At 70.2% G+C, this 20891-nt stretch carries 16 protein-coding genes; 10 read left to right on the forward strand and 6 right to left on the reverse strand.

The window, feature by feature from the left end; genetic code table 11:
• Positions 1 to 37 precede the first annotated feature (37 nt).
• Together ACGFX9_RS13205 and ACGFX9_RS13210 are read left to right on the forward strand one after the other, a co-directional pair.
• The gene (locus ACGFX9_RS13205) at positions 38 to 2185 is read left to right on the forward strand and encodes an alkaline phosphatase family protein (protein ID WP_393469514.1); all 2148 of its coding nucleotides are present in this window, start codon (positions 38 to 40) and stop codon (positions 2183 to 2185) included.
• Between the two features lie 82 nt (positions 2186 to 2267).
• A complete protein-coding gene (locus tag ACGFX9_RS13210) occupies positions 2268 to 3674 on the forward strand; it encodes an amino acid permease (RefSeq protein ID WP_393469518.1) in 1407 nt (468 codons plus the stop codon).
• Here ACGFX9_RS13210 and ACGFX9_RS13215 read toward each other — a convergent pair whose 3' ends face one another.
• The gene (locus tag ACGFX9_RS13215; RefSeq protein WP_393469521.1) at positions 3675 to 5309 is read right to left on the reverse strand and encodes a DUF6345 domain-containing protein; all 1635 of its coding nucleotides are present in this window, start codon (positions 5307 to 5309) and stop codon (positions 3675 to 3677) included.
• A gap of 261 nt (positions 5310 to 5570) precedes the next feature.
• On the opposite strand from ACGFX9_RS13215, the gene ACGFX9_RS13220 reads away from it, so the two are divergent.
• On the forward strand, positions 5571 to 5996 hold the full coding sequence (locus ACGFX9_RS13220) for an OsmC family peroxiredoxin (protein WP_393469524.1): 426 nt from the start codon (positions 5571 to 5573) through the stop codon (positions 5994 to 5996).
• A gap of 150 nt (positions 5997 to 6146) precedes the next feature.
• Positions 6147 to 8036 carry a molecular chaperone DnaK gene (gene dnaK / locus ACGFX9_RS13225; protein WP_393469527.1) on the forward strand — a complete coding sequence of 630 codons (1890 nt, stop codon included), beginning with the start codon at positions 6147 to 6149 and terminating at the stop codon, positions 8034 to 8036.
• A gap of 34 nt (positions 8037 to 8070) precedes the next feature.
• Here the strand turns inward: dnaK and narI are convergent, their stop codons facing one another.
• From narI to ACGFX9_RS13245, 4 genes are read right to left on the reverse strand one after another with little or no spacing between them, the layout of a single operon-like run.
• Positions 8071 to 8793: a respiratory nitrate reductase subunit gamma gene (gene narI, locus ACGFX9_RS13230; RefSeq protein ID WP_393469530.1), complete on the reverse strand. Its 723-nt coding sequence runs from the start codon at positions 8791 to 8793 to the stop codon at positions 8071 to 8073.
• The gene (gene narJ / locus ACGFX9_RS13235; protein WP_393469533.1) at positions 8793 to 9365 is read right to left on the reverse strand and encodes a nitrate reductase molybdenum cofactor assembly chaperone; all 573 of its coding nucleotides are present in this window, start codon (positions 9363 to 9365) and stop codon (positions 8793 to 8795) included. The genes narI and narJ overlap by 1 nt, the downstream gene beginning before the upstream one ends.
• Positions 9362 to 10975 carry a nitrate reductase subunit beta gene (gene narH, locus ACGFX9_RS13240; protein ID WP_393469536.1) on the reverse strand — a complete coding sequence of 538 codons (1614 nt, stop codon included), beginning with the start codon at positions 10973 to 10975 and terminating at the stop codon, positions 9362 to 9364. The genes narJ and narH overlap by 4 nt, the downstream gene beginning before the upstream one ends.
• Positions 10975 to 14658, reverse strand: coding sequence for a nitrate reductase subunit alpha (locus ACGFX9_RS13245; protein WP_393469539.1), 3684 nt, complete (start codon positions 14656 to 14658; stop codon positions 10975 to 10977). Before ACGFX9_RS13245 ends, narH begins: the two co-directional genes overlap by 1 nt.
• A gap of 320 nt (positions 14659 to 14978) precedes the next feature.
• On the opposite strand from ACGFX9_RS13245, the gene ACGFX9_RS13250 reads away from it, so the two are divergent.
• Positions 14979 to 15404, forward strand: a complete 426-nt coding sequence (locus ACGFX9_RS13250) for a hypothetical protein (RefSeq protein WP_393469542.1) — start codon at positions 14979 to 14981, stop codon at positions 15402 to 15404.
• A gap of 31 nt (positions 15405 to 15435) precedes the next feature.
• On the opposite strand, the gene ACGFX9_RS13255 is transcribed toward ACGFX9_RS13250, so the two are convergent.
• The gene (locus tag ACGFX9_RS13255) at positions 15436 to 16254 is read right to left on the reverse strand and encodes a helix-turn-helix domain-containing protein (protein ID WP_393469545.1); all 819 of its coding nucleotides are present in this window, start codon (positions 16252 to 16254) and stop codon (positions 15436 to 15438) included.
• Between the two features lie 177 nt (positions 16255 to 16431).
• Between ACGFX9_RS13255 and ACGFX9_RS13260 the strand changes: the two genes are divergently transcribed.
• The 5 genes from ACGFX9_RS13260 (at position 16432) to ACGFX9_RS13280 (ending at position 20839) form a co-directional block, all read left to right on the forward strand.
• Positions 16432 to 16737 (forward strand): 4a-hydroxytetrahydrobiopterin dehydratase, encoded by a 306-nt coding sequence (locus ACGFX9_RS13260; RefSeq protein ID WP_393469548.1) that lies wholly within the window; start codon positions 16432 to 16434, stop codon positions 16735 to 16737.
• A 6-nt stretch (positions 16738 to 16743) separates the two neighbouring features.
• Entirely contained in the window at positions 16744 to 17523 is a 780-nt protein-coding gene (locus ACGFX9_RS13265; protein WP_393470475.1) for a class I SAM-dependent methyltransferase, read from the forward strand.
• Positions 17524 to 17720: 197 nt separating this feature from the next.
• A complete protein-coding gene (locus ACGFX9_RS13270; RefSeq protein ID WP_393469551.1) occupies positions 17721 to 18617 on the forward strand; it encodes a methyltransferase in 897 nt (298 codons plus the stop codon).
• Positions 18618 to 18753: 136 nt separating this feature from the next.
• Positions 18754 to 19092, forward strand: a complete 339-nt coding sequence (locus ACGFX9_RS13275) for a CU044_2847 family protein (RefSeq protein ID WP_393469553.1) — start codon at positions 18754 to 18756, stop codon at positions 19090 to 19092.
• Between the two features lie 25 nt (positions 19093 to 19117).
• A complete protein-coding gene (locus ACGFX9_RS13280) occupies positions 19118 to 20839 on the forward strand; it encodes a trypsin-like peptidase domain-containing protein (protein ID WP_393469556.1) in 1722 nt (573 codons plus the stop codon).
• Positions 20840 to 20891 lie beyond the last annotated feature (52 nt).

Genomic DNA, 20891 nt, shown 5'->3' on the forward strand with positions numbered 1-20891 from the left:
TGGTGTCCTGATCTGTCATGAAACGTAAGGCGGCGGCGTGGGGCGAGGGCGATGGCGGGCGGTCGGCAGCGCTCTGTGGCGGTCCGTCGCCGTGTGGGCGGTCAGCACGCTCACCCTGCTCGCGCTCGCCGGGATCCTGCCCGACTTCCAGCTGCAGTCCGACGACGGCGACAGCGCCACCCGCATCGCGGTCACCGGCGCCCTGGGGGCAGGCGCCTTCGGTCTGCTCTCCTCGCTCGTGTGGCCGCTGCTGGTCAGGGCGCTGCTGCTCGTGCCCGCGCTCGTCCTCGGGCTGCTCGCCTTCTTCCTCAACGGGTCGCTGCTGCTCCTCGCCCTGCGGCTCATCCCCGACGGCCGCGGTGAGGCCAACGCCGAGACCGCCGTCGTCGTCGCCGCCGTCATGTCCGCCGTCGCCTCCGCAACCGGCGGCGCCCTCGCCGTCCGTGACGACGACGCCTACCGCCGCCGTCTCTACCGCCTGGCCGACCGCAGGCGCCGCCGCCGGCGCGAGGGACGGACCGGTCCCGTCGCACCGGGCACCGTCTTCATCCAGCTCGACGGCGTCGGCCACGACGTCCTGCGCGCCGCCACCGACAAGGGCCTCATGCCGACCGTCGCGGGCTGGCTCGGCCAGGAGGGCACGCCGAGCCACCGCCTCACCCCCTGGCGCACCGACTGGTCGAGCCAGACCGGCGCGAGCCAGCTCGGCATCCTGCACGGCTCCAACCACGACGTCCCCGCCTTCCGCTGGTACGAGAAGGACACCGGGGAGGTCATGGTCTCCAACCGCCCCGCGTCCGCCGTCGAACTCCAGCGCCGCGCCATCGAGCGCACCGGCGACGGCGGCCTCCTCACCCTCGACGGCGCGAGCCGCGGCAACCTCTTCAGCGGCGGCGCCGAGCAGCTCGCCCTCGTCCTCTCCATGGCCGCGCGCCGCGGCAGACAGAACCGCTCGCGCGCCGGGTACTTCGCCTACTTCTCCGATCCCGCCAACGCCGTCCGCACCGCGCTCTCCTTCATCGCCGAAGTCGGCCGCGAGATCGCCGAGTCGACCCGCGCCCGGATCGGCAAGCGGCGTCCACGGGTCGGCCGGGGCGGGCTCTACCCCTTCATCCGCGCCTTCGCGACCGTCGTCGAGCGCGACGTCGTCGTCGCCGCGGTCATCGGTGACATGCTCGCCGGGCGCACCGCCGTCTACGCCGACCTCGTCGCGTACGACGAGGTGGCCCACCACTCGGGCCCCTCCGGCAGCGACGTGGACAAGGTCCTCCAGCGCCTCGACCGGTCCCTCGCGCTGATCGCGAAGGTCGCCGAACACGCCCCCCGCGCCTACCGCATCGTGGTCCTCTCCGACCACGGCCAGAGCCCCGGCGAGACCTTCCGCGCCCGCTTCGGCCTCACCCTCGCCGACCTGGTCAGGGCCGGCTGCGGCCTGCCCGTGCCGCGCAAGGCGCAGCGCACGCACAGTGGCGCCGAGGCCCGCTCGACCGTGCGCGCCGCGCTGCGCCGCCCCGTCGAGGAGGGCGCCGGAGAGCGCCGCCCCGCCCGCCGCGCGGAGCCCATCGTGCTGGCCTCCGGCAACCTCGGCCTCGTCTCCTTCCCCGACGTCCGCCGCCGCATGACCCGCGAGGAGATCGACGACCGTCACCCGGCGCTGCTTCCCACCCTCGCCAACCACCCGGGCATCGGCTTCCTCCTCGTACGCAGTGCGGAGCGCGGCCCGGTGGTCCTCGGGGCGCGCGGCGGCGAGGTCTATCTCGACGAGGAGCCGTGCGACCTCGGGCCGCTCGCCGACTTCGGTCCCGGCGCCGCCGATGCCGTGCGCCGCACCGACGGTTTCCCGCACGTCGCCGACATCATGGTCAACTCCTGGTACGACCCCCAGGACGGCGAAGTCCTCGCCTTCGAGGAGCAGATCGGCTCGCACGGCGGGCTCGGCGGCGCCCAGGCCCGCCCCTTCCTCCTGTCCCCGCTCGCGTTCTCCCCGCCGGTCGACGACGGTGACGAACTCGTCGGCGCGGAGCGGGTCCACGAGGTGCTCCGCGGTTGGCTCGGCGAGTACCAGGGACCCGAGGTTCCGCTGGTGGGAGGGGGCGTAGGGGCTGTGGACGATTCCCGGCACGAGGGCCTGGGCGACACAGCTTTTGCGGTGGCCGACCCCGTCGTACAGGACAAAACACGCTGATTTTGTACGGTTCCCGCCGTGCCCGACCATGTCTCTCGCCCCGGCGATCCCGGGCGTCCGGCACGATGAGAGGCACCACCCCATGCACGACACCGGAACCGTGATCCAGCCGGCTCCGGCCCCCGAACGGGAAGAACAGCGGACAGAGCAGGCCGAAGAGCAGAACAGCAGGCACGCCCGCCGTTTCGGACTGCCCATCGCCACCTGCCTCGTCATGGGCAACATCATCGGCGGCGGCATCTTCCTGCTCCCGGCCTCCGTCGCCCCTTTCGGGACCATCAGCCTCGTCGCGTTCGGCGTCCTGACCGCGGGCGCCATCGCCCTCGCGCTCGTCTTCGGGCGGCTCGCGCGCCGCGATCCGCGCACCGGCGGACCGTACGTCTACGCGCGTGAGGCGTTCGGCGACTTCGCCGGGTTCCTCGCCGCCTGGTCCTACTGGGCCACCACCTGGGTGTCGAACGCCGCGCTCGCCGTAGCCGCCGTCGGCTACCTGGACGTCCTGACACCGGTCAACGACCACAAGTGGACCGCCTGCCTGGCCGCCCTCGTCCTGCAACTCCTGCCGGCCCTCGCGAACCTCGCGGGCACCCGCTACGTCGGCGCGGTCCAACTCATCGCCACCGTACTGAAGTTCCTGCCCCTGCTCCTCGTCGCGGTCGGCGGGCTCTTCTTCTTCGACAGCGACAACCTCGGGCCCTTCCGGGCGAGCGGCGACAGCCCGGTCGGCGCGGTCTCGGCAGCCTCCGCGATCCTGCTCTTTTCCTACCTCGGGATCGAGTCGGCCGCCGTCAGCGCCGGTGAAGTACGCGACCCGCGCCGCAATGTCGGGCGCGCCACGATCCTCGGCACCCTCGGCGCCGCCCTCGTCTATCTGCTCGGCACCCTCGCCGTCTTCGGCACCGTCGCCCACGACAAGCTCGTCAACTCCACCGCGCCCTTCTCGGACGCCGTCGACGCCATGTTCGGCGGCTCCTGGGGCGGCACCGCGGTGGCGCTCGCCGCACTCGTCTCGATGGTCGGCGCCCTCAACGGCTGGACCCTGCTCAGCGCCCAGACGCCGTATGCCGCGGCCAAGGACGGGCTCTTCCCCAGCGCCTTCGGCAAGAAGCGGCGCGGCGTGCCGACGGCAGGCGTCCTGGTCACCGTCGTCCTCGCCTCGCTGCTCACCGTCTACAACTACACGGCGGGTTCCGGCGGCGTCTTCGAGTCCCTCGTCCTGATCACCACCTTCACCGCGACCGTGCCCTACCTCCTGGCCACCGCCGCACAGATCTACTTCCTCGTCTCCGGGCAGGGCGAGCGCGTCGACCGCGGGCGTCTTGCGCGCGACGGGGTTCTCGCGGGTGTCGCGTTCGGGTTCTCGATGTGGCTCGTCGCCGGGTCCGGGTACGCGGCCGTCTACCAGGGCGTCCTGTTCCTCTTCGTGGGTGTCCTCGTCTACGCGTGGATGGCGGCCCGCAAGAAGCGGACCGCCACTGCCACTGTCTGACTAGCGGGCTAGTGGTGCGATCACCCAGCGGCGCGTGACGAACATGCCGTCGGGCGGGCCGATCTCGATCAGCTTGCGGGCGGCCGGGTAGGCCTCGTTGCCCTCGATCTCATAGCCGACGTCGAACGTGTCAGGCACGTCCCTGACCTGCGGCTGCTGTGGTGCCTTGGCGCCCTGGCCCGGCTCGTCGGCCGTGACGGCGGCCAGCTCGGCAAGGAGCTTCTGCTGTGCCGCGGCAAGAGCCTTGCGCGGGTCGCGTTCCCGCGGCGCCGCCGACGCCGCGGCCTTGCCGCCGATGGGAGGCGGCGAGATGTCGGTGCTCGGGTCGCGCGTCGTGCCGGTGGTCGACCGGGTGGAGATCTGCGCCTGGACGATGGTGCCGTCGTTGTCGAGGGCCACACGGATCACACCGCGGTCGGGCGTGATGACCGGGATGCCGCCGAAGACCTGCCGGAAGGTCACATGGGTCTCCAGGGACACCGGCTGCCCGAGCTCGGAGCCGTCCTTCGCCCCGGAGTTCTGCATCAGGTCGTGCACGCTGTCGACGATCAGTTCGGCGCCGTCGGCGTGCTGCTGGGCGAACGTGCGCGCCGCCTCCACGGCCTGGTCGGTGGGCAGTTGGCGCAGGTTGCGGTGGTTGGCCTCGGCCAGCTTGACCCAACGTACGGCGTGCGGCGCGGTGGAGATGGTCCGGTCACCGGAAACGGCGCTGAGCACGCCCTGCCGCTCGACCTGAACCTCTTGCAGCGCCGCGGACGGGAAGCCTGCGATCCGGCCGAGCTTGGTGAGCTCGTCGGCCGGGTCGCGCGGCGCGAGCTGGACGATCTGCGGGCTGCTCGGTGCCTGCGTGATCGGCTCCCTGAGGCTGCTGCGCGCGTTGTACCAGCGCCACGCGTACCAGTTGTCCGGCACGTGCTCGCGGTAGAGGGTGCGCTCGCCGTTCAGCCGGGCGGTGGCCTCGGCCTGGTTGGCGCCGACCGCGGCGACCGAGGGCGCCTGGCCGTTGTAGATGTCCCAGCTGGCGTTCAGCCACGCGTCGGTGAACGTCTGGCCGGCCCGCCACTTCTCCCAGAACTTCTTGCCGTAGTCCGGACTGTCGATGCTGACCGACTCGAACCCGAAGATCATGCGGAAGCCGATGTTGGGCCCCGCCCAGGTGCGGATCGGGGAGTGCCCGCCGAGCACCCGCAGCGAGTTGCAGGTGGACCAGAAGACGTAGTTCGCCTTCTCGTTGCCCAGCGCCATCCGGTTGGAGACCGCGTCGCTGCGGCCGTCCCAGACCGCGCCGAGCGGCGCGAAGAAGACGCCGTTGCCGTCCATGCCGCCGTGACCCGAGTGGTAGACGGCCACCACCGCGTCCATGCCGTACCGGTCCTGCCAGTTGTCGTACGTCTCCTCGTACGCCCACACCTGCGCCCCGCCGTCCGCGAACCAGAAGTTCCGGTCGTAGAACTGCTGCAGGTACGCGAGCCAACCGGTGGCATCGGCGTGCGTGTAGAAGAGGGTGTTCTGGTTGACGAACTTCTGGATGCTGAAGGCGCCCCACCAGCCGAACGTGGAGTCGCGGTCACCAGCGGCTCCCTGCTTCTCGCCTTCCAGCGGAGACGGACCGCGTTCCGTGTAGTTCATGCGCATGGTCAAACCCCCTGAGTGGTCTCCTCGCCCCGTGGCCGAGGGGGCCTCAAAGTGTCACCGCCCGACCGCCTTGCACAGTTGCGATTCCGGCCATAGAGACCGTGCACCGGGGCTGTCGCCAGGCCACATCCTTCCCGGCCGTTCTCGTCGGCAGAGGCGTCCATGGACCGGTCTTCCGCGTGCGCCGAAGCCGGGTGTGGTCGGATGGGCGTACGGAAGTTCCGCAACGCATCACGGAACCGCACTGAAGGGAAGTACATCGTGGCTACCACGCGCTCCGCGCACACGGTCTGGGAAGGCAACCTGCTGGAGGGCTCCGGCACCGTCACCTTCGACTCCTCCGGCATCGGCGAGCAGGCCGTTTCCTGGCCGTCGCGCGCCGAGCAGGCCAACGGCAAGACCAGCCCGGAAGAGCTGATCGCCGCCGCGCACTCCAGCTGCTTCTCCATGGCCTTCTCCAACGGCCTGGACAAGGCGGGCACCCCGCCGACCCGCCTGGTGACGTCCGCCGACGTGACGTTCCAGCCGGGCACCGGCATCACCGGCATCCACCTCACCGTCGAGGGCACGGTGCCGGGCATCGACGAGGCCGCGTTCACCGCCGCCGCCGAGGACGCCAAGAAGAACTGCCCCGTCAGCCAGGCGCTGACGGGTACGACGATCACGCTGACGGCGAAGCTCGCCTGACGTCACGCTCGCCGACCGTTTCGACCGTGCCGCCGTCCCCGCCGGGGGCGGCGGCACCGTCATAGGCGGCATTGACAATGTGCCGCTCAAGTTTTGTGATGGAGGGCGGAGTACGCCGGGAAACGGGCTCGCGGTGGAAGGGGACTGGACATGGCACGTGCAGTCGGGATCGACCTCGGTACGACGAACTCGGTGGTGGCCGTCCTGGAGGGCGGTGATCCCACGGTCGTCGCCAACGCGGAGGGAGCGCGCACCACACCCTCGGTCGTCGCCTTCGCCAAGAACGGCGACGTCCTCGTGGGAGAGGTCGCCAAGCGGCAGGCGGTCACGAATGTGGAGCGCACCGCACGCTCCGTCAAACGCCATATGGGGGACGGGAGTTGGCGCTTCCCCGAGGGTGAATCCGTGAACGGCACGCGGTACACGGCGCAGGAACTCTCCGCCCGCGTCCTGCAGAAGCTCAAGCGTGACGCCGAGTCCTATCTGGGCGAGGACGTCACGGACGCGGTGGTCACCGTCCCCGCGTACTTCGACGACGCGCAGCGCCAGGCCACCAAGGAGGCCGGCGAGATCGCGGGCCTGAACGTGCTCCGCATCATCAACGAACCGACGGCGGCGGCCCTCGCGTACGGCCTCGACAAGGGCGACGACCAGACCGTCCTCGTCTTCGACCTGGGCGGCGGCACCTTCGACGTATCGCTCCTGGAGATGGGTGACGGGGTCATCGAGGTGAAGGCCACCAACGGTGACACGCAGTTGGGCGGCGACGACTGGGACCAGCGGATCGTCGAGTACCTGGTGCGGCAGTTCAAGAACGCGCACGGCGTGGACCTCGGCAAGGACAAGATGGCGGTGCAACGGCTGCGGGAGGGCGCGGAGAAGGCGAAGATCGAGCTGTCGTCGTCCAGCGAGACCGACATCAATCTGCCGTACGTGACGGCGTCGTCGGAGGGCCCCCTGCACCTGGCGGAGAAGCTGACCCGCGCTCAGTTCCAGGAGCTGACGGCGGACTTGCTGGAGCGCTGCCGCGGCCCCTTCCACCAGGCCGTGAAAGACGCGGGGGTGAAGCTCTCCGCGGTCGACCACGTGATCCTGGTGGGCGGTTCGACGCGGATGCCCGCGGTGAGTGAACTGGTCAAGGAACTCACCGGGAGCGATCCGCACAAGGGGGTCAACCCCGACGAGGTGGTGGCGCTCGGCGCGACGCTCCAGGCGGGTGTCATCAGGGGCGACGTCAAGGACGTCCTCCTCCTCGACGTGACGCCGCTGTCCCTGGGGATCGAGACCAAGGGCGGCATCATGACCAAGCTCATCGAACGCAACACGACCATTCCCACCCGGCGTTCGGAGACCTTCTCCACCGCGGAGGACAACCAGCCTTCGGTCGGCATCCAGGTCTTCCAGGGCGAGCGGGAGATCGCCGCTTACAACAAGAGGCTCGGCGTCTTCGACCTGACCGGCCTGCCGCCGGCACCGCGCGGCGTGCCCAAGATCGAGGTCACCTTCGACATCGACGCCAACGGCATCATGCACGTCTCCGCGAAGGACGAGGCCACGGGGCGTGAGCAGCGCATGACGGTGACGGGCGGCTCCGCCCTGCCCAAGGACGACATCAACCGCATGGTGCGGGAGGCGGAGGAACACGCGGAGGAGGACCGCAAACGCCGCGACGCCGCGGAGACCCGCAACCAGGCGGAGCAGCTGCTCTATCAGACGGAGCGGTTCATGCGGGAGAACGGGGAGCAGGTGCCCGCCGAGACCAGGGCTGAAGTGGACGGGGCCGCCGCGGAGTTGAAGGCGGTCCTCAAGGACAAGGGCGACGACACCGCGGCGGTGCGTGTCGCGGCGGAGAAGCTGGGGTCTGTCAGTCAGCGGATGGGGCAGGCCATGTACGCGGCGTCGGAGCAGGCCGGGGACGCGCCAACCGGGCAGGCCCCCGAGGAGGGCGTGGTCGACGCGGAGATCGTGGACGAGGAGAAGCCGGGGGAACAGCGGGAGCAGGGGGAACAGGGGGAGCAGGGCAAGGGGACTGAGGGGTAACCCCCAGTTCAGGACGGAGCGGTGAGGCGGGGGTTCAGGACCCCGTCCTCTCCCAGCCCCGCCGCTCCGGACGCGCCCCGACCCGCTTCGGGTCCCGGCTGCGGTAGACCACGTACGGCCGGAACAGATACTGCACCGGCGCGCTGAACATGTGCACGAGCCGGGTGAAGGGGATCAGCGCGAACAGTGCCATCCCCACCACCGCGTGGATCTGGTAGAGGATGGGCACGCCCGCCATCAGGTCCGTGTCCGGCTGGAGCGTGAACAGGCTCCTCGCCCAAGGAGCCATCGACTCGCGGTAGTTGAAGCCGTCGCCGGACGCGTGCGTCAGTTTCGCCACCATGCCGAGCACGATCGCCCCGAACAGCACCAGATACATCAACTTGTCGTTGGCGGTCGTCGCCCGGAACACCGGCGCGTTCGTACGCCGCCGGTAGAGCAGCAGCAGGATGCCGAGCACCAGCAGGATCCCCGCCGCCGTGCCCCCGTACAGCGAGAACAGGTGGTAGGTGTGCTCGCTCACGCCCGCCTTCTCCGTCCACGACTCCGGGATGAAGAGCCCCACCAGGTGCCCGACAAGGACGAAGAGAATCCCGTAGTGGAACATCGGCGACGCGATGTTCAGGAGCTTCGACTCGTACACCTGCGAAGAGCGCGTCGTCCAGCCGAACTTGTCGTAGCGGTAGCGCCAGATGATGCCCGCCACCAGGAGGACGAAGGCCACGTACGGGATGACGCCCCACAGCAGCGTTCTCATCAGTGCTCCCCGATCAGTGCGAAGGGTTCGAGGCCGACGTCCTCCCGCGGCGGCCCGGAACGCGCGAGCGCGAGAGCCTCCGCCCGGTCCTTCGGCGAAGGCCCCGGCAGCGTCGCGCACACCGCGTCGAGCACGGGCGCGTACGGCGTACCGAAGTCGGTGAGGGCGAGCCGCAGCAGTTCGAGGCCCGGGCGGTGTTCCTGGAGCAGGACGGGCCCCGCGTGCGCGGAGAACTCCAGGACCGCGGGCAGGAAGTCCGGCAGCTCCTCGCCGGTGAACTCAAGGCCGTGCTCGCGGTAGACCTCCTTGAAGCGGACCAGGGACATCCCGCGCCGGCGCGTGTCGCCGTCCCGCCACCAGCTCAGGTAGAGGCTGTGGCGGTTCTTGAAGTCGAAGACCTGGACGTAGTGCGCGGCAAGCTCGGAGGCGCCGGTCGCCGAGGCGTGCGCGAGGAAGCCGCTCAACTCCGGTGCTGCCTCGGCCAGTTGCGGGAGCAGCGCCCGGAACTCGTCGTCCGGGTAGGACAGGCAGTGCGCGGCTGCCTGGTAGAGCACGGCGTGATCGTCGCTCACAGTGCGTCCTTGTCGGTGGCGGCGGGCTGCTCGTCGGCGGTCTGCCGTTCCCGCAGCGTGTGGAAGTTCTCGACGGTCACAAGGGGCAGCTGCTTGCGGCCCGAGTCCTGCCCGAACGGACCGTCCCCGCCCGCTCCCGGGCCGCCGTCGAAGTCGAGGCTGCACGTGTCCGGCAGCGCCGACTCCTCCAGGCGCTGCGCGTCACCGACCGCTGCGGTCGGGATGACGTAGCGGTCCTCGTACTTGGCGATGGCGAGCAGACGGTACATCTCCTCGATCTCCTGGCCCGACATGCCGACGGCGGCGGCGACCGAACTGTCCGGGCTGCCACCGAGGTTGATGGCCCGCATGTGCGCCCGCATCGCCGCCAGCTTCTCCAGCGAGGCCCGCACCGGGCCCACGTCACCGGCCGTGAAGATCTCCGCCAGGTACTCCAGCGGGATGCGCAGGGTGTCGATCGCGCCGAACAGGTTGTCCAGGTCCTCGCCGTCGTGCCCGGTCTCGCTCAGCGCGTCCACCACCGGGGACAGCGGCGGGATGTACCAGACCATCGGCATCGTCCGGTACTCCGGGTGCAGCGGAAGCGCCACCTTGTACGTGCTGATCAGCGCATGCACGGGGGAGCGCCGCGCCGCCTCGACCCAGTCGTGGCCGATCCCCGCCTTCTCGGCCTCGCGCCGCACCTCGGGGTCCTCGGGGTCGAGGAAGACACCCAACTGGGCCTCGTACAGCGCCTTGTCGTCCTCGACCGAGGCCGCCGCCGTCACCTTGTCGGCGTCGTACAGGATCACACCGAGGTAGCGCAGGCGCCCCACGCACGTCTCCGAGCAGATGGTGGGAAGCCCCACCTCCAGGCGCGGGTAGCACATCGTGCACTTCTCGGCCTTGCCTGTGCGGTGGTTGAAGTACACCTTCTTGTACGGGCAGCCGGTCACGCACTTGCGCCAGCCGCGGCAGTGGTCCTGGTCGACCAGGACGATGCCGTCCTCCTCGCGCTTGTACATCGCGCCCGAGGGGCAGGACGCCACGCACGACGGGTTCAGACAGTGCTCGCAGATCCGCGGCAGATAGAACATGAAGGTCTGCTCGAAGGCGAACTTGACCTTTTCCGCGGCCTGTTGGCGTGTCTTGGCCACCATCGGGTCGAGGTCGCCGTACTCGGTGGAGCCGCCCAGGTTGTCGTCCCAGTTCGAGGACCACTCGATCTTCATGGGCTTGCCGCTGATCAGCGAGCGCGGTTCGGCCACCGGGTAGTCGTCGCCCAGCGGGGCGTCGGTGAGGTTCTTGTACTCGTACGTCCAGGGCTCGTAGTAGTCCTTGATCTCCGGCAGCTTGGGGTTGGAGAAGATCCCCAGGAGAGACTTGAACCGGCCGCCGTTCTTGAGCTTCAGCGCGCCCCGCTTGTTCAGCTCCCAGCCGCCGCGCCACTTCTCCTGGTCCTCGTAGCGGCGCGGATAGCCCTGTCCTGGCCGGGTCTCGACGTTGTTGAACCAGACGTACTCCATGCCGTCGCGGTTGGTCCACGCCTGCTTGCAGGTGACGGAGCAGGTGTGGCAGCCGATGCACTTGTCGAGGTTCATGACCATCGCGATCTGTGCCATAACGCGCATCAGTACTGAACCTCCTGGCTGCGGCGGCGGATGACCGTCACCTCGTCGCGCTGGTTGCCCGTCGGGCCGAGGTAGTTGAACGCCCACGACAACTGGGCGTAGCCGCCGATGAGATGGGACGGCTTGAGGATGAGGCGGGTCAGGGAGTTGTGGATGCCGCCGCGTTTGCCGGTGGTCTCCGCCTTCGGGACGTTCACCGTGCGCTCCTGCGCGTGGTGCATGTAGACCGTGCCGGCCGGCATCCGGTGCGAGACGATCGCCCGCGCCACCACCACGCCGTTGCGGTTGACCGCCTCGATCCAGTCGTTGTCCTTCACGCCGATCGCGTCCGCGTCCTGCGGAGCCATCCAGACGCACTGCCCGCCGCGGGAGAGCGACAGCATGAAGAGGTTGTCCTGGTACTCGGAGTGGATGGACCACTTGTTGTGCGGGGTGAGGTAGCGGACCGTCACCTCCTTCTCGCCGTCCGGGCCGAGGCGTGGCTCTCCGAAGAGACGGTTCATGTCGAGCGGCGGCCGGTAGACGGGCATCGCCTCGCCCAGCTCGTGCATCCAGTCGTGGTCGATGAAGAAGTGCTGTCGGCCGGTGAGCGTGTGCCAGGGCTTCAGATGCTCGGTGTTGAGCGTGAACGCCGTGTAGCGGCGCCCGCCGGACTCGCTGCCCGACCACTCGGGCGAGGTGATCACGGGGACGGGGGCCGCCTGAGTGTCGGCGTACGTGATGCGCTTGCCCTCGTGCTCCGCGGCCAGGTGCGCCATCTCCTGGCCCGTACGCGCCTCAAGGGTGTGGAAGCCCTGCGTGGCCAGGCGCCCGTTGGTCGTGCCGGACAGGGCGAGGATGGTGTTCGCCGCCTTCACCGCCGTGTCCAGGGCGGGGCGCCCGTCGGCGGGGCCGCCGCGTACGACGCCGTTGCGTTCGCGCAGTTCGTCGATCTCCTGGTCGGGCCGCAGCGCGATGCCCTTCACGGGCAGGCCCAGCTTCTCCGCCAGCGGACCGAGCGCGGCGAACTTCGCGCCGATCGCGGTGTAGTCCCGCTCGACCACCGTCAGACCCGGCATGGTCTTGCCCGGGATCGCCTCGCACTCGCCCTTGCGCCAGTCCAGGACGACACCGCCGGGCTGCGCCGTCTCGCCGGGGGTGTCGTGCTGGAGCGCGGTGGCGACGACGTCCTTGCGTACGCCGAGATGCTCCACGGACAGCTCGCTGAGCCGCTCCGCGATCGCCTTGAACGCGTCGAAGTCGGTACGGGCCTGCCAGGGCGGGTCGACGGCGGGGGTGAAGGAGTGGACGTAGGGGTGCATGTCCGTGGAGGAGAGGTCGTGCTTCTCGTACCAGGTCGCCGCGGGCAGGACCACGTCCGAGAGCAGCGTCGACGACGTCTGCCGGAAGTCCAGCGAGACGAGTAGGTCGAGCTTGCCCTCCGGGGCCTCGTCCCGCCATGTCACCGTCGAGGGCCGCTCGTCGGGTGCCGCCTCCTCCGCCCGCAGCGAGGAGTGCGTGCCAAGGAGATGCTTGGTGAAGTACTCGGCGCCCTTCGCGGACGAGCCGAGCAGATTGGCCCGCCACAGCGTCAGGACACGCGGCCAGTTCTCCGGGGCGTCCGGGTCCTCGCAGGCGAAGTTGAGGGTGCCCGCCTTGAGTTCCTCCACCACATTGGCGACCGGATCCGCCGAAGTCTCGCCCAGGACAAGGGAGTTGCGGTCGAAGGTCGGATAGGAGGGCATCCATCCCGTGCGTGCCGAGAGCGCGAGGCAGTCCGCGCCGGTCATCCCCGCGAACCGTCCCTCGCCGAGCGGCGAGGCGAGCACGTCCGCCGCGAACTTGTCGTAGCGCCACTGGTCGGTGTTCAGGAACCAGTACGCGGTGCCGATCATCTGCCGCGGTGGCCTGCTCCAGTCGTTGGCGCTCGCCAGCGTCGCCCAGCCCGTCGCCGGGCGGCACTTCTCCTGCCCCACGTAGTGCGCCCAGCCGCCGCCGTTGCGGCCCTGGCACCCGGTCAGCTGGAGCAGGGCGAGGAAGGCGCGGTAGATGGTCTCGGAGTGGAACCAGTGGTTGGTCCCCGCCCCCATGAGGATCATGCAGCGCCCGCGCGACTCCTCCGCCGTCCTCGCGAACTCCCGCGCGATCTTCACGGCCTTCGCGGCCGGGACCGAGGTGTGCGCCTCCTGCCAGGCCGGGGTTCCGGGCGCGTCGGCATCCTCGTACGAAGCGGGCCACTCGCCCGGAAGCCCCTCGCGCCCGACGCCGTACTGCGCGAGCAGCAGGTCGAAGACCGTCGTGACAAGGGGGCCGTCCTGGCCGCCGAGCCGCGTGGCCGGGACCCCGCGCCGCACGACCTCGCCACGCCCCTGCCCGTGCGTACCGCCCTCGGTGTCGAAGCGGGGCAGCAGTACCTCGACGCCCGCCGCGACATCGGAGCCGTGCAGCGAGAGCTGCGGCTCGATGCCGCCCAGCTGAAGATTCCACTTGCCCTTGCCGGACTCGGTCCAGCGGAAGCCGAGCGAGCCGTTCGGCACGGCGGGCTGCCCGGTCCTCTCGTCGAGGACCGCCGTCTTCCAGTCGCCGCCCTCGCCGCCCTGGCCGAGATCCGCGGCCCGCAGGAACTTCGACGGCACGAACGCGCCGTCGCGCTCGGTCAGCGTCACCAGGAAGGGCAGATCGGTGAACTTGCGGACGTAGTCGGTGAAGAACTCCGTCCGCCGGTCGACGAAGAACTCCTTCAGGATGACGTGGCCCATCGCGATGGCGAGCGCGCCGTCCGTACCGGGGTGCGGGTGCAGCCACTCGTCGGCGAACTTCGCGTTGTCGGCGTAGTCGGGCGCCACGACCACGACCTTCTGGCCGCGGTAGCGTGCCTCGGCCATCCAGTGCGCGTCGGGAGTCCTGGTCACCGGGACGTTGGAGCCCCACATCATCAGATACGCGGCGTCCCACCAGTCACCCGACTCCGGTACGTCGGTCTGGTCGCCGAACACCTGTGGCGAAGCCACCGGCAGATCCGCGTACCAGTCGTAGAAGGAGAGCATCGGGGCGCCGATGAGGCTCATGAAACGGGCGCCGGCCGCGTGCGACACCATCGACATCGCGGGGATGGGGGAGAAGCCCGCGACCCGGTCGGGACCGTACTTCTTGATCGTGTGCACATGCGCCGCCGCGATGATCTCGACGGCCTCGTCCCACGTCGCCCGCACCAACCCGCCCTTGCCGCGCGCCTGTTGGTAGGTCCGGCGCCGCTCCGGGTCGTCCTGGATGTCCGCCCAGGCGAGGACCGGGTCCTTCAGGCGCGACTTGGCCTCGCGGTACATCTCCAGGAGGACGCCGCGCAGGTACGGGTAGCGCACACGGGTGGGTGAGTACGTGTACCAGGAGAAGGCGGCGCCTCGGGGGCAGCCCCGCGGCTCGTACTCGGGGCGGTCGGGGCCGACGCTCGGGTAGTCCGTCTGCTGGGTCTCCCAGGTGATGATGCCGTCCTTGACGTACACCTTCCAGCGGCAGGAGCCCGTGCAGTTCACGCCGTGCGTCGAGTTCACGACCTTGTCGTGGCTCCACCGGTCCCGGTAGAAGGCGTCCGCTTCCCGGCCGCCGGTGAGCCCGATGCTGTGCAGGTCGGGGGCGGCGGTGCCACGCCGGAAGAACTTGCCCGCGCGCAGGAGGGCGGCGCCGGGCTCGGTCGTCTCTGTCACCGTTGAGCTCCCTAGGTCTGTCTTTCAACGAACCTAGGCGCGGGGTGGCGGGGGCACACGGCGGCGACGGCCGTACGGGTTGCGGGGGCGTGCGCGCGGTGCGTGGGGGGCGCGGCACTCAGGGGTGGGTGCGGCTCCTGGGTGGGCGCCGCTCCTGGGTGGGCGCCGCCCTTACCTCTGAGGTAATCGACCCCCGTGTGCCTGCCCGGCAGGGTGGTCCTACCGGATCCGGTCCGGCGCACTCCGGCCCGGATCCGGCCCCCCCTTTCCCATCCGCCCCTCATCCCTCACCCCTTCCGCGGCCTGGAGGTCGAACCCGCATGTCGACGTACTCTGCGCACCCGCTCACCGCACTGGCCCGCACGAACGACCCGAAGACGATGCTGCGCCGCTTCCTCGCCCTCGACGCGGTGGTGACCACCGGAAACGGCCTCGCGTACGCCGTCGCCTCCGGCCCGCTCGGGCGCTTCCTCGGCGTCGACGCGGGGCTTCTGCTCGGCCTCGGCGTCTTCCTCACGCTGTACGGCGTGGGCGTCGGCTACCTCGCGTCCCGCAAGAGCCCGCCCACGCTGCTCGTCCGGGGAGTGATCGAGGCGAACACGGTCTGGGCGGTGCTCAGTGTCATCGCCCTGGTCGCCTGGCTCTCGCCCAGCACGGCGGGCACGGTGTGGATCCCGCTGCAGGCCGTGACCGTCGGCGGCTTCGCCACGGTGCAGTACGGGGCGCTGCGGGCGCTCAGGGCCTAGGACCGGCCGCGCGGCCCGAGCCGCTTCGGGCTCAGGACGCCGACTGGAGGTACTTGACCGTCGCCGGGTCGGCCGGGAGCAGCGTCTCGATGGCCAGCTCGGCGACCGTCACATCCATGGGGGTGTTGAAGGTCGAGATCGACGAGATGAAGGAGAGCAGATGCCCGTCGTGCTCGATGCGCAGGGGCAGCGCGAAGCAGAGCGAGTCGCTGCCCACTCCGTCGGCCTCGAAGACGTCGACACCGGGATCCACCACCGGATACGCCGCCACCTCCTCGTACACCGCACGCAGCGCGTCGGACCGCTGCAGCGCGATCTGCCGGTCCATCTGGTGCAGCAGGTGCTCCCGCCACTCCCGCAGGTTACGGATCTTCGGGGCGAGGCCCTCCGGGTGGAGCGTGAGCCGCATGGCGTTCAGCGGCGGACGCAGGAGGTGCTCGGGGATGCCGTCGAGGATCATCGTGATGCCGCGGTTCGCGGCGATCACGTTGTACGTCGCGTCGACGACCAGGGCGGGGTAGGGCTCGTAGCCGCGCAGGAGCTGGTCGAGGCCCTCGCGCAGGGCGCCCATCGACGGGTCGTCCATGGGCGTCTCCCGGAAGCGAGGCGCGTAACCGGCCGCCAGGAGCAGCGAGTTGCGATCCCGCATCGGTACGTCGAGATGCTCGGCGAGGCGCAGCACGATCTCCTCGCTCGGGCGTGACCTGCCGGTCTCGATGAAGCTGATGTGCCGGGCCGACGAATCGGCGCGCAGGGCCAGTTCCAGCTGGCTCACCCTGCGCCGCTCGCGCCAGCCGCGCAGCAGCGGGCCGACGCCGGTACTTTCCTTGGCGGACAAGGCAGTTGTCATACCCAGACAGTAATCGAAGGTCCCGCGGCACGGGGGGCCACGCCGATGGCCTGATCAGGGCTGTGCGGACAGCTGTATGGGAGGCTGAGGAACGGAAGAATGGGCGTACCCGACGTACCCGACGTACCCACGTACGCCGTACGCACATACGCCGTACCCACGCGAAGGAGCGAGGCCATGTCACCCGAACCGCTGTCGCAGAAGGACGTGGAGGAGCGGCTCGCCGAGCTGCCCGGCTGGTCGCTCGAAGGCGACAGGATCACCCGCTCCTTCCAGCTCGGCTCGCACTTCGCGGCGACCGCGATGGTCGTCCACATCGCGCAGATCCAGGACGACATCGATCACCACTCCGACCTGACGCTCGGCTACAACACCGTCTCCCTCGCCGTGCACACGCACAGCGCGGGCGGCGCGCTCACCACGCTCGACTTCGAACTCGCCCGCAGGGTGGAGGGGTTGGCGGCACTGCACGGGGCGGTCTGAGTGTCCATGCTGGACTACGGCAAGGAAGCCGACCGCTACGACGCGTCCCGCGGCGGCGAGCCCCGCGCCGAGGCCGCTGCCGCCGCGGTCCTCGGCCTGCTGCCGCGGCACACCCGCACCCTCCTGGACGTCGCCTGCGGCACGGGCCTGGTGACGCGGGGGCTGGCCGGTGCGGGCCTGCGGGTGACGGGGGTCGACGCGGCGCACAACATGGCGCGGATGGCGGCGGGGCGGCTTCCGGGCGGCATAGTGCTCGGCGACAGCCGCCAACTCCCTTTTCCGGACGCCTCGTTCGACGCGGTGAGCGCGGTGTGGCTGCTGCATCTGCTGTCGGGCGCACAGGAGGCGGCCACGGTCGTCGCCGAGTGCGCGCGGGTGCTGCGGCCCGGCGGCGTGTTCGTCACGACGGTCGACAAGGCCGCGGCACACGACGTGGGCAGCGACATCGACACGGTGCTCGCTCCGCGCCCGGTGCGCCCCGCCGTCGACCGCGCCCAGGCGGTAGAGGCGTACGCGGCCGCACGTGGCCTGACGCCGGCGGGCAGGGCCGTGTTCCGCGGCCACGGCCAAGGCCGCACACCACGCTCCACGGCCGAGGACCTCCACCGGGGCTGGTTCACCCAGATCCCGCTCGACGGCCCACTGGCAGCGCGCCTCGCGACGGGCCTGGCGGAGCTGCCGGACCAGGATGAGCCGCGGCCGGACCCGCGGTTCGCGCTCATGTCACTTCGGAGGCCGCTCCGGGAACTGCTCGGGAAGCCGCTCGGGAGACCGCCCGTCGCGTGAACCACATCGTCCAGTTGACCAGTTGACCAGCGGCGGACTCGTCGTCCACGCCTGACGGGGACAGCCCACGCCGTTTGCCGAAACCGCAAGACGACTGGCCAGGAGGGAGGCGGCGGCGCAGGCTTGAGACGGCTGCCGGGGACACCCGCCCGGGGCGGCTGCGACCCCACCCCGACATGCGAAGGCGGCGGCAGAAGATGGCCCACGACCACGAGCACGGCCACAAGCACGGCCACACCCACGGCGGCCACCACCACGAGGACATCGACTGGGCCACCATGGGCCCCATGCTGGAGCGGAACGCGGAGCTCGCCGCCCCACAGAACCGTGAGATCGCCGCATGGCTGCGCACATGGCAGCCGGAGCCGACCCTGATCGCGGACGTCGGCAGCGGCTCGGGGTCCATCTCCTTCCTCCTCGCCGAGATCTTCCCCAAGGCTGAAGTGATCGCGGTGGACCCGGCGGAGCCGCTCCTGGAGCGCGCGCGGGAGCGGGCAGCCCGGGATGGCCTGACGGACCGGGTCAGCACCATCCAGGCGGAACTCCCCGAAGGGATCAGCGAGTTGCCGCTGGCGGACCTCCTCTGGATCGGCAGGGCCCTGCACCACGTCGGCGACCAGGAGGGAGCACTGTCCGCCCTCGCGGCCCGCCTCGCGCCGGGCGGCGCGATCGCGCTCCTGGAGGGCGGCCTGAACCAGCGCAGCCTGCCCCGCGACATCGGCTTCGGCCGGCCGGGCCTCCAGACCCGCTTCGACCTGGCGGACGAGAAGTGGTTCACGCGGATGCGCGCGGACCTGCCGGGCGCGAAGACGGTCACGGAGGACTGGCCCACGCTCCTCACCGAAGCGGGCCTGCGCCACGCGGGCACCCGCTCCTTCCTCCTGGACCTCCCGGCCCCCGTCCCGGACACCGCCCGCGCCCAGATCATCTCCGAGCTCACCCGCCGCCGAGAGATGCACGAGGACACGCTCGACGCCGACGACCTGGCAACGGTGGACCGCCTCCTCGACCCGAACGACGAACAGAGCCTGCACCACCGGCCGGATGTGTTCCTGCTGTCGGCGCAGACGGTGCATGTGGGGGTCAAGGACTGAGCCGCGTCGCAGCGAGGCGGGCAGCGGACCGGCGAGCAGTCGGTTCGCTGACGTATATGCCCAACACCGACTGCCCGAAGTGCTGTTGACGTTACCTTTTAGGCGACGTCGATCAGGCTACGGAGGGAGTCGGGCTTTGAGTGAGCTGATGCGATGGGAGTCCGACGACGGTCCCGTCGTCGTGGAAGTGGACTCCAGGGACCCGGGTTTCAGGTCGGTGTCGCGCAGGAGCGACGGCAGCGAGATCCATGATGTCGAGGGGCACTTCGGGGCGGCGCTGGGCAATGTGCGGGGTGCCGCGATGTCCGCGCTGCGGACGTTCCGTGACCAGGCGCTCGACCCCGACGGCATCGAGCTGGAATTCGGGGTCAAGTTGAGCGCCGTCGCGGGTGCCGTCATCGCCAAGACAGCCGCCGAGGGGCACTTGACCGTCAAGCTGACCTGGTCCCGGCGTGACGAGCCGGGTGAGCGATGACCGTACGAGGCGGATAATGCAAGGCATGCATTGGCGTGCCCGCATCGGCACAGTCGACGGCGCTCCCAGGGGAGCGGGCGTACTCCTCGACGGTACGCGCCTGATCACCTGTGCCCATGTCGTCGAAGGGCTCTCGGCGGTCTCCGTCACGCTGCCGGGCGTCACCGACGCACTGCCCGCGAAGGTGTCATGGTCCGGCGACTGGCGGCGCCTCGGGGACCGCGGTGACATAGCGGTGCTCGAACTCGCCCACGCCCTGCGGGTGGCGCCCTGCGCGTTCGCGCCGCTCGACACGCTGCGCCCGCGGCCGGGACGAGGCGCCCACGAACTGCGCGCGCTGGGCTTTCCCTTCGGTCATGAGCAGGACGGCACACACGTCACACTGACCACCAGCGCGGACCGGCTCCTCGGCCAGGAGTGGCTGGAGGTCGATGTCGTCCAGGCCCATCTGCGGCGTCTGGACGAGGGGTTCAGCGGTGCGGCGGTCTACGACCCCGAGTCCGGCAAGGTCGTCGGCATGGTCACTGACGCCGTCCTCGGCGGTGATCAGGAGGGTTACATCGGGCGGATGCTGCCCATCGACACCATCCGACGCCACTGGGAAGACCTGGACGACTTCCTGCCCCTGGACTGGCTGCCGGTCGAGCCGCGCCGTGAACTGCGTGCCCTGTTCGAGGGGGTGCGCCTCGATGCCGACAGTCTTGAGTTGCTCGTGCGGCGCGCCTTCCCCACCTTCCGCCGCCCGCTGCCGCCCTTCCGGTCGATCTGGCACGCCATTCGGTACGTGGGTGAGGAACTGACCGGCGACGAGCGGCTGTTGCGGCTGCTGCGCGAGCTCGGCGCGCGGCTGCCGGAAGTGGACATCGGAGTGTGGCTACGGCGCTGGATGCCCGAGCATTACGCGGAAGAGGCATACGACGGGAAGGCCACGCAACAGACGCCCGTGCCCGTCGGGTCCGTCATGTTCCGCGCGGAATCGATGACCCGTGGCGCCGGCCTCGACCTCACCGTGTGCACGGTCATCGACGGCGTCCCCGTCGGCTCGTCGGGGCCCGTCAGGATCCGCCCGCGTCAACTCCGCACCAAGGTCGAGGCGATGCTCGCCGAACAGGTCGGCCGGGTGCACGAATGCGACTGGATGCTGGAGTTCGTGGTGCCGGAGCGGCTGATGAGCGAACCCTTCGAGGAGTGGCAGATCCACGAGCCGGGGGCGGCGCGCCCCCGCCCCATGCGCACCGTGCCCGTGGTGGTCCGGCACATGGACCGCCTCAAGCCGCTCACCGTCTCCCGCTTGACCCGCAGGCGCTGGGAGACGGTGCGGGCCCGCGGCGAGACCCGGCCCCGGCGCGTGGAGTGCGGTCTTCCTTACGGCTACGACGAGTTCCACGACTGGCTGGACGCCGACGACGAGGTGTGCGCCCTCGCGTATGCCGCGACGCCCATGGGGGACTGGCTCTCGGCAGCCCTGGACACCGGTGTGCCGATCATGCTGTGGAGACGGCACGACTGTGGTGAGGACGGCCACGCACACTGCGCTCCCGACAAGTTTCTTGACAGGCTCACGGAAGCGGTGGCGGCCCTTGACCCCGACCGGTTGCCGTTCGAGATCATGAGGCTGCGCAAGGAGGCCCGCTCCCCGGACAAGGGGTGCGCCGAGCACTGCGGGCACCGGTTGACGCTCTTCTGGGACGACCCGGAGCGCAAGCCGGACCCACCGCTGGCGATGGGAATTCGGGGGGAACAGTGAGCGCACGGAGCACGAGGAGAGCAGTGAGCACCGGCAGCATGGGAAGTTCATG

Origin of the sequence: Streptomyces sp. NPDC048436, assembly GCF_043200355.1 — a bacterium.
Taxonomy (GTDB): Bacteria; Actinomycetota; Actinomycetes; order Streptomycetales; family Streptomycetaceae; genus Streptomyces.